The sequence below is a fragment of the Algoriphagus sp. genome, from assembly GCF_029254265.1.
Classification (GTDB): Bacteria; Bacteroidota; Bacteroidia; order Cytophagales; family Cyclobacteriaceae; genus Algoriphagus.
The window spans coordinates 1-7,775 of sequence record NZ_JAQWXX010000069.1 but is presented as its reverse complement, the minus strand read 5'-3'; the positions used below and the strand labels follow the sequence as shown (position 1 = coordinate 7,775).

The following is a 7,775-nucleotide window of genomic DNA, read 5'->3' as shown; positions in this document are numbered from 1 at the left end:
CATTTCATGAATAGGTTGAAGGTTTATTTTGTAAATCCCTCGACCATGCGTAGCCACCACCAAATCCATGGTTGGTAAGTGGAATTCCAGATCTGCCACTGCTGCTGCAGGCATGTTTTCGCCTAGATACGACCAGCTTTTTCCTCGATCAATCGAAACATAGACCCCACGTAAACCACCCAAATACAGGATATTCTCATTGGTAGGATCTTCTTTGATCACATTTACGGGTTCATCCGGAAGACCTGAAGTGATAGACTTCCATGTTTTGCCATAATCTTCAGAAGCATAGGCATAGGCTTTTAAGTCGTCATAATTGATTCCTGTCATCGCCATGTAAACCCGAGAGCTTTGGTGTTGGGAAGGAGTAATGCTGCGAATATAGTTATTGGCTATTCCTGTGGAATGCTCTTCCCAAGTGGCACCCCCATCTTTTGAAACCCAAAAAGCACCATGATCGGTACCTGCATACAGCAAGTCTTTTTCTAGGGGAGATTGGGCTATATCTCCCGTCGCAAAGGATTGCTTTTCAGGATTGGAAGAAATAGCAAGGTTAGGACTAATCGCATTCCAGGTATCCCCACGGTCGGTACTTTTCATAAAGTAATTTCCTCCATGATATAGGGTTTTGTGATCATATTTCGACAAGAAATAAGGTGTCATGTAATTGAAAACAAGGGTGTCTTTTACATGCTCTGGAAGAGTTGGCATGATGGAAACCGCCACATCGGTGGACTTATCCAAGCGCATCGCATCTCCATGTTGGCGACTGTAATAGATGATGGATTTATCCACCGGATCAATTTGCGTTACGCAGCCATCACCACCATCCCAAGGGTCAATCCATACATATTTCCAGGGATCGGGAAACCGGGTGTTTAATTCTTTTGCCGGGCCAAAGACCGTCGCATCATCCTGAGTTCCTCCATAAATGGTGTAATCCGCCTGATCAACCGTAATGTCATAAAATTCACCCGTTGGAATATTGTTGTAATGAACCCAAGTCAATCCTTTGTCATAGCTCACATAAAACCCTCCATCATTTCCCAATGCCAAATGATTGGGATTGCTAGGATTGATCCATAATTCAGTTTGATCGAGATGAAGGCCCTGCGCTAAGCTTGGCGTCATACGGGAAACTTGACCTCCAATAAATGAAAAAGTCTTACCACCATCGAGACTATGCGCTAGCCGAACCCCGAGGCAAAATACTTCCTCGTCATTTTCGGGATTCACACACACATCGGTGAAATACCAACCGATTCCCGGAAAGATTTTGAGAGGTCCCGAATGAGTTTTCATCCAGTTCAATCCTCCATCAATCGTTTTATATAATTCCGCTGCTTCATTTCGTGGATTGTTCAGATTATCAATGAGGGCATAAGCTTTGTCTGGATTCGTTTTGGAAACGCTGAGACCAATTCGTCCGATATTCGGACCACTGGGCAAACCATTGGTACACAAATCCCAAGTAGTCCCACCGTCCTTACTTTTATACACCCCGCTGTTTTCTCCGCTGATCCCTGGATACACTTCCCAAAGTGAAGCATACATGATCTGAGGATCGGTAGGGGAGATCTGCACTTCATTGGCACCAGTCATATCATCCTTGTATAAGACATGCTCCCAGGTTTTGCCACCATCCATCGTCCGATAGAGTCCCCGATTTTCATTCTTGGACCAAAGATGTCCCAGCACAGCTACAAATACGATATCTGGATTGGTGGGATGAATTTCTATTTCCGCAATCGCCCATGAATCGGCCAAACCGATATTTCGCCAAGTTTCGCCGGCATCATCCGAGCGGAACATCCCTGTGCCGGGTAGGGTAAAGTTTCTTGGCTTTTTTAGATTTTCCCCAGTGCCCAGATAGATAATAGTAGGATCAGAAGGAGCTAATTCCATATCCCCAATCCCGATCGCCGACTGCTCTTCAAAGATGGATTTCCAAGTCACTCCGTGATTTGTGGTTTTCCAAATCCCACCCGAACCAAAGCCAGCGTACATCGTTCCCGGATTGGTTTCATCCACCTGTACGATATCTGCACGGGCAGAATTCACGGTAGGACCTATAGAAATCCAGTTTAATTTGAAAGTCGTTTCCTCCTTCATCTTTCGATAGGTTTCAAAGGAAGCTTCCAAAGGAGAGGAGGGCTGCTGTGCCAAAATCCCCATGGATTGGAAAATGAAAAAAGTCAAGAGGGTAATCACCAATTTGGAGATCCTCGCTTTACAGTTTAAATAATCAACAATTTGCATAGGGAAATTCTTTGGGGAGTTTGAATTCTGGAACTCTTTGTAGAAGGAATATAAACAATTTGAATCTTCGCAATGATGCCAGTATGCTTATTTTCTTGGTTTTACTGGCTGGAAGACCGATGACCGAAGTACCAGCAATGCTAGTGTTTATCAAACCTTCAGTCGCTTTTACCTTTTACTGGTCAATTGAGGATTTCCATTTTCTGAAATTACATTCAGGAAAAAGGAATTAGAAGAGCAAAACTACTTTTGGTACTCTATTTTAAGAATTTTCCATACAAAATCACCCATTTTGGTATTCACTATCACCTCATCTCCAACAGTTTTACCAAGAAGCGATTTAGCCATAGGAGAGTCCATAGAGATATAATCTTTGTTACCTATTAACTCTTCGTAACCAACAATACGAAAACGATTTTGAAGACCTTTCTTTTCGTTTTTAATTTCTACCCAAGCACCAAAATTCACTTTTCCTTCTTGGTTGGGGTGGTAGTCAATCACTTTAAAGTCATCCATGCACTTACGCAAATAACGTAGGCGATTATCAATTTCTCGAAGACGTTTTTTGTTGTAATGGTAATCGGCATTTTCCGAACGATCTCCCAAACTTGCGGCCCATGCAACCTTAGCGGTAACATCTGGACGTTCAACTCGCCACAAATGATCATGTTCTTCCTTTAATTTTTGCAAGCCTTCGGAAGTAATAAATTGTGAGCGATTGAGTTTTGGTAAAGTTGACACTGGGATTTTTCGCCTCATGATAAATGATCTTACTTTGAAAATTTTCACAAGATAATAGATTGATGAGAATTGAATTGTAAGCCCCATGCGGCGCTCCTGCTCTTGATTCTTTTTTTCGAAGTGGTTGGGGATTTTCGCTTTCGTTTTAAACTTGGATTTAGGGAATTGAAAATCTAATCCAAGGGCTTAGTCAAGATAAATGTGGATCTTTGGGCTGACTCTCGAAACACTGAGCGATTCGAGCTGAGCGGCAATAAATTTTCCAAACCTATTCTTCAAAATGAGCCTAAAAAATATACCCCTTACCAAAAGTCTTGCATTTAATACGCACCTAGAGCAGGTAGACCTTGGTTTTGATTTTTTGATCTCAGAGTTTGGCTTTGAGCTGACCAAGAATGAATTCAAAGGCAGGGAGTTTTGGATCGTTTATTCTAAGGAGGCCATCGCAATTGAGATTTTGTTTGAGGTTGGTGGGCTGCCATTTGTGACGCTACGAAATAATAACCTGCCTCAGGATGAGGATGCTTATTTTGATACAGGGGATAGTGTAGAGGAATTTAGTCCAAAGGCGCAGCAGCTGAAGAACAGCCGCTATGAACGAAGGGAAAAGCCGGGTGCCAACCTGGTGGATGATTATGCCTTGTATGGACAGGAAGAACATATCGCATATTTGAAAGAAGCTGCGCGCACAGTCCGCGAAAACATTGTGTTGAGACGAGGGGTGTTGGGTATGAGAGGTTAAGTGGGGATTTCATAGCAAATACAAGGTTTTTTAAACCACATAGTCACATAGAGAGCAGCGCTTTAGATTCCGATTAATCTCATTCATTTTTCTATTTTTATAAGGAACCCTGCCTAATGAAAAATTTCCGATGATTGACTTCACTCCAACTGAAAAACACATTCGAATGAGCATGCTGGAGCGATTGAAACTTGATAATCTCCCACGCTGGGTTCATGGAATCGGCTTAGGCGGTACTGGAATAGTCTTTTTAAGTTTTATCATTCTATTCGCCATTTTCAAAGAGACAGCTATTTGGACTGACTGGATTCCTGCAGATGAATTCATTACTCCCGAATATGGAGAGCGAATCTATCCGGATAGCATCTTTCGAACACGAGTCAACACCTGGTCCAATCTGGTGTATATCTGTTTTGGATTTTATGCGATCGCACTTGCTATATACGATTGGAAGCGAAGATTTTCGATCCAACGTGGTTACCTAAGTTCAGCTCCAGCACTAGGTTTTCTCTTTGGACTATCTGGGATTTATTTAGGTCTAGGAAGCGGATTCTTTCATGCCTCACTGACTAGATATGGCCAACAATTCGACGTAGGAGGGATGTATGCCATGATGATATGTATGGTGGCAATTGCTGTCGGGAGTTGGTTGCCAAGTATTCAATTTCAAAGAGGCAAAAGAATTTATCCAAGTTGGCCCTTGATTGCGCTGTTGGTCATTTTCAGTGCTACCTATTTTTCTGTCTACAAGTGGGATTATTCCTTCGCTGAGATTTCAGGCTATTTTACTGGGACGCTTTTCCTTTTTGCCTTTGTCAGTTTGATTCAGCCTGGAAAAAATCTACAGATCGGCTGGTTTGTCGCTGGTGTTGTAGCTATTCTGTTAGGCTCAAAAGTTCGTGACTTGGATATTGCAGATCAATTCACCGTTGCAGATTCCATTTTCCAAGGCCATGCAGTTTGGCATCTGTTGTCCTGTTTATTATTTGTGTTTTTGTATTTGTACTTCAGGTCTGAGGAAAGAGGGGGTATGAAATTGAATTCAGATCTCTGAAGATATAAACCGAAGTAAAAGAGGGTAAAATCTCTTTCTTCATTGAAAGTTCAGGATTATAGAAGGCGGAATTATGAATTCATTCCAAGCTGACATTATTACAACGGAGGAGAACAAATAGCTATTAATCAAGCTATTAAAGCAGGTAAAAAATTATTCCAATCTTTTTTTACAAAAAATAGATTTCTAAAAGACGGGTTTATTTCAAACTGTTAAATAAAATTCTCGCAAATTTTTCCCCGCCGTCTTTATCCAAATGATCCATATCTCTAAACATTTCGTCCTGTTCCAAAAACAGGCTATCGAAATCTATAATAGGCAGATGATTGCTTTTCAAAATACTGTCTGAATCAAAACTTTCATTTTTCAAAATATTCACGTAAGCTCTAGACAGGGGAAATCTCAGTCCTATTAATTCAATCTTATTCGCCTTACAGATAGCGATTATCCTATTTAGGGAATCTGTCATTTTCGCTGAGGGAGCAGGATATTCGAAGTAATGGTCTATTCGGTCAAGGCTTATTTCTGTTTGCTCCATAGCTGATAAATCTTCCCAGGAACTCTTGGATCTAACACCTCCCCATTTTGAAAAAGCAAACAATTCATTCTGTATAAAATTTTTTATGACAAGGCTGTATCTATCATTTAAGAATACACAATAGTACCTGAGATACTTCTCATAGAGATATTCCTGATAACCGGAAAAGTCTGCTTTATCAGCATAATAGGATGATCGGTCCAAATTGTTTTGTTTATCTCTAACTGGTGAAAGGGTGTGATCATCAACGCTTAAATAGATTTTTTTTACTGCAGTATTTCGTATGAGAAACCTCAACTTACGCTCCATATCAAGATACGAATCGCTTTGATCCGAGAAATTATGGACTTTATGGATTTCTGTAAAATCACCCAGCGGGGTACCATGCGAATCCGCAAGTAGGTATTCTGAGTAATCCAAATCAACCTGATCGTAATCTTTGATGTAGAAACCCCTAATTAAAAAGAACAAGGCGAAATTGAGTCCCGCTAATAACAATAGAAAAAGAGAAACTTGTCGGAGGAACAGTCTTATCATCATCATATTAGAATTGAAAATAAATAAATTCAATTTCTTCGGAAGTATTTCCGAAAATATCGATGGTCAGAATAATCAATGCGTAAATGGACCACCTGCGTGCTTTACTCGGTATGTACTCCAGACCGGAAATCCCATATTGACCAAACCTGCCTTTCCATTCCACTATCAGAAATCCAATGATCAACACAAGTAAGGTAATTGCACCTGGGAAGAGGGAGAAATCTGGAAATTCAAATAATTCTTTGGAAAAAATCCCAAAAACATAGCTTAATGCGTGGCTAATATTCTCGGCCCTGAAAAATATCCAGGAAAATACGGTCAGTGAAAAAGTGCCCAAAATAGAAAGCGATTCCGTCAAACTAGGAAGTTTTTTATCCAATCCTGTGATCTTAAGATTCTTCCTGTTTCTGCCCAGCAAAAACAAAGGAATGAAATAGATAGCATTGAGAGCACCCCAAGCTATAAAAGTCCAGTTTGCCCCATGCCAAAAACCACTGACCAGAAATATGATGAAGATATTCCTGATTTGTTGTCCCTTACTACCTTTACTACCACCCAGTGGGATATATAGGTAATCTCTAAACCACGTAGAAAGTGAGATATGCCAACGGCGCCAAAACTCCGCCATATCTCTGGAAAAATAGGGAAATGCAAAATTCTGCTTTAAGCTAAATCCAAATAACCTTGATGTTCCGATTGCGATATCTGAATAACCTGAAAAATCGCAGTAAATCTGAAATGTAAAAAATAGTGCTCCCAACACGAGCGTACTTCCCCCATAATCAGAAGAATTATTGAAAATCTCATTTGCAAATTCCGCGCAATTGTCTGCAATAACTACCTTCTTGAATAAGCCCCATAAAATCTGCCGTAACCCATCGGTGGCCTGTGAATAATCAAAGGTTCTCTTTTTGAAAAACTGAGGAATTAAATTGGACGCTCGCTCAATTGGCCCGGCTACAAGCTGCGGAAAAAAACTCACAAAGGCAGAAAAAGCAACAAAATCCTCCGTAGCCTTTATTTTCTTTCTATAGACATCTATAGAATAGCTCATAGTCTGGAAAGTGTAAAAGCTAATTCCAACCGGTAAAATAATATTCAGGGAATTTTCTTTGATGGGCATTCCGATGAATGTAAAAGCTGTGATAAAATTATCCAGAAAGAAATTGTAGTATTTAAAAAAGCCAAGAAAACCAATATTTACCAAAATACTCACGATCAAGAGCGCCTTACGTTTATAGCCATCTTCAACCTTGTCCAATTGCTTGCCAACGATAAAATCAACCAAGGTGCTGAAAGCAATCAAAGCCAAAAACCTCCAGTCCCACCAACCATAAAAAACAGCACTGGCCACCACAATCAAAAAATTCTGTGCCTTGAGACTACTCCTAAAGACAAACCAATATAAAATAAAGACTATGGGCAGGAAAACAGCAAAGTCAAGCGAATTGAAAAGCACAAATAATGGGGGTTACTCCTTGTTTGAATATTGATTTTTAATTAGGCTTAAACTATAATCCGATTAATACGACACTTTTCTGAGAGGTGAAATCAGGATTAGAATTATCATATTATTTTTTGCAAGTAACCTCCTGTGAGCTCCGAACAAAAATCATTCAGGCAATTTTGAATAATCTGTTTACTGATATGCAGTCACTTAAATCTGAGAAAGATGGGACTCATTTCTGTTTGATACATACTCAACATTAGTACAAGTGACAAATGTAATCGATAAAATCCAAGTTTTGATAGGCTAATAGCCCATAACCTTATGGATTATTATATTTTTTATGTATATCCGCAAAGATGCCAGTAGCCAAATAAGTTAGAAGTGACAGCCAGTGACAATCGCTTTCTTGCGATCTTAACGGGTACTAAATTAGGTCAAAATAAACGGTTTT

6 protein-coding genes are annotated in these 7,775 nt (G+C 40.0%); 2 read left to right on the top strand and 4 right to left on the bottom strand.

The window, feature by feature from the left end:
- The coding region (locus P8O16_RS09885) for a hypothetical protein (protein WP_300313990.1) at nucleotides 1-2,259 on the bottom strand (2,259 nt) is incomplete at its 3' end.
- Between the two features lie 243 nt (nucleotides 2,260-2,502).
- Nucleotides 2,503-3,018 carry a transcription elongation factor GreB gene (gene greB / locus P8O16_RS09880; RefSeq protein ID WP_300313986.1) on the bottom strand — a complete coding sequence of 172 codons (516 nt, stop codon included), beginning with the start codon at nucleotides 3,016-3,018 and terminating at the stop codon, nucleotides 2,503-2,505.
- 262 nt (nucleotides 3,019-3,280) lie between these two features.
- On the opposite strand from greB, the gene P8O16_RS09875 reads away from it, so the two are divergent.
- On the top strand, nucleotides 3,281-3,742 hold the full coding sequence (locus tag P8O16_RS09875; protein WP_300313983.1) for a hypothetical protein: 462 nt from the start codon (nucleotides 3,281-3,283) through the stop codon (nucleotides 3,740-3,742).
- Between the two features lie 130 nt (nucleotides 3,743-3,872).
- Nucleotides 3,873-4,796 carry a ceramidase domain-containing protein gene (locus tag P8O16_RS09870; protein ID WP_300313980.1) on the top strand — a complete coding sequence of 308 codons (924 nt, stop codon included), beginning with the start codon at nucleotides 3,873-3,875 and terminating at the stop codon, nucleotides 4,794-4,796.
- Nucleotides 4,797-4,995: 199 nt separating this feature from the next.
- On the opposite strand, the gene P8O16_RS09865 is transcribed toward P8O16_RS09870, so the two are convergent.
- Together P8O16_RS09865 and P8O16_RS09860 are read right to left on the bottom strand one after the other, a co-directional pair.
- Complete coding sequence (locus P8O16_RS09865) at nucleotides 4,996-5,874, bottom strand: hypothetical protein (RefSeq protein ID WP_300313977.1); 879 nt, start codon at nucleotides 5,872-5,874, stop codon at nucleotides 4,996-4,998.
- A gap of 4 nt (nucleotides 5,875-5,878) precedes the next feature.
- Nucleotides 5,879-7,333: an MBOAT family O-acyltransferase gene (locus tag P8O16_RS09860; protein ID WP_300313974.1), complete on the bottom strand. Its 1,455-nt coding sequence runs from the start codon at nucleotides 7,331-7,333 to the stop codon at nucleotides 5,879-5,881.
- Nucleotides 7,334-7,775: the final 442 nt, after the last annotated feature.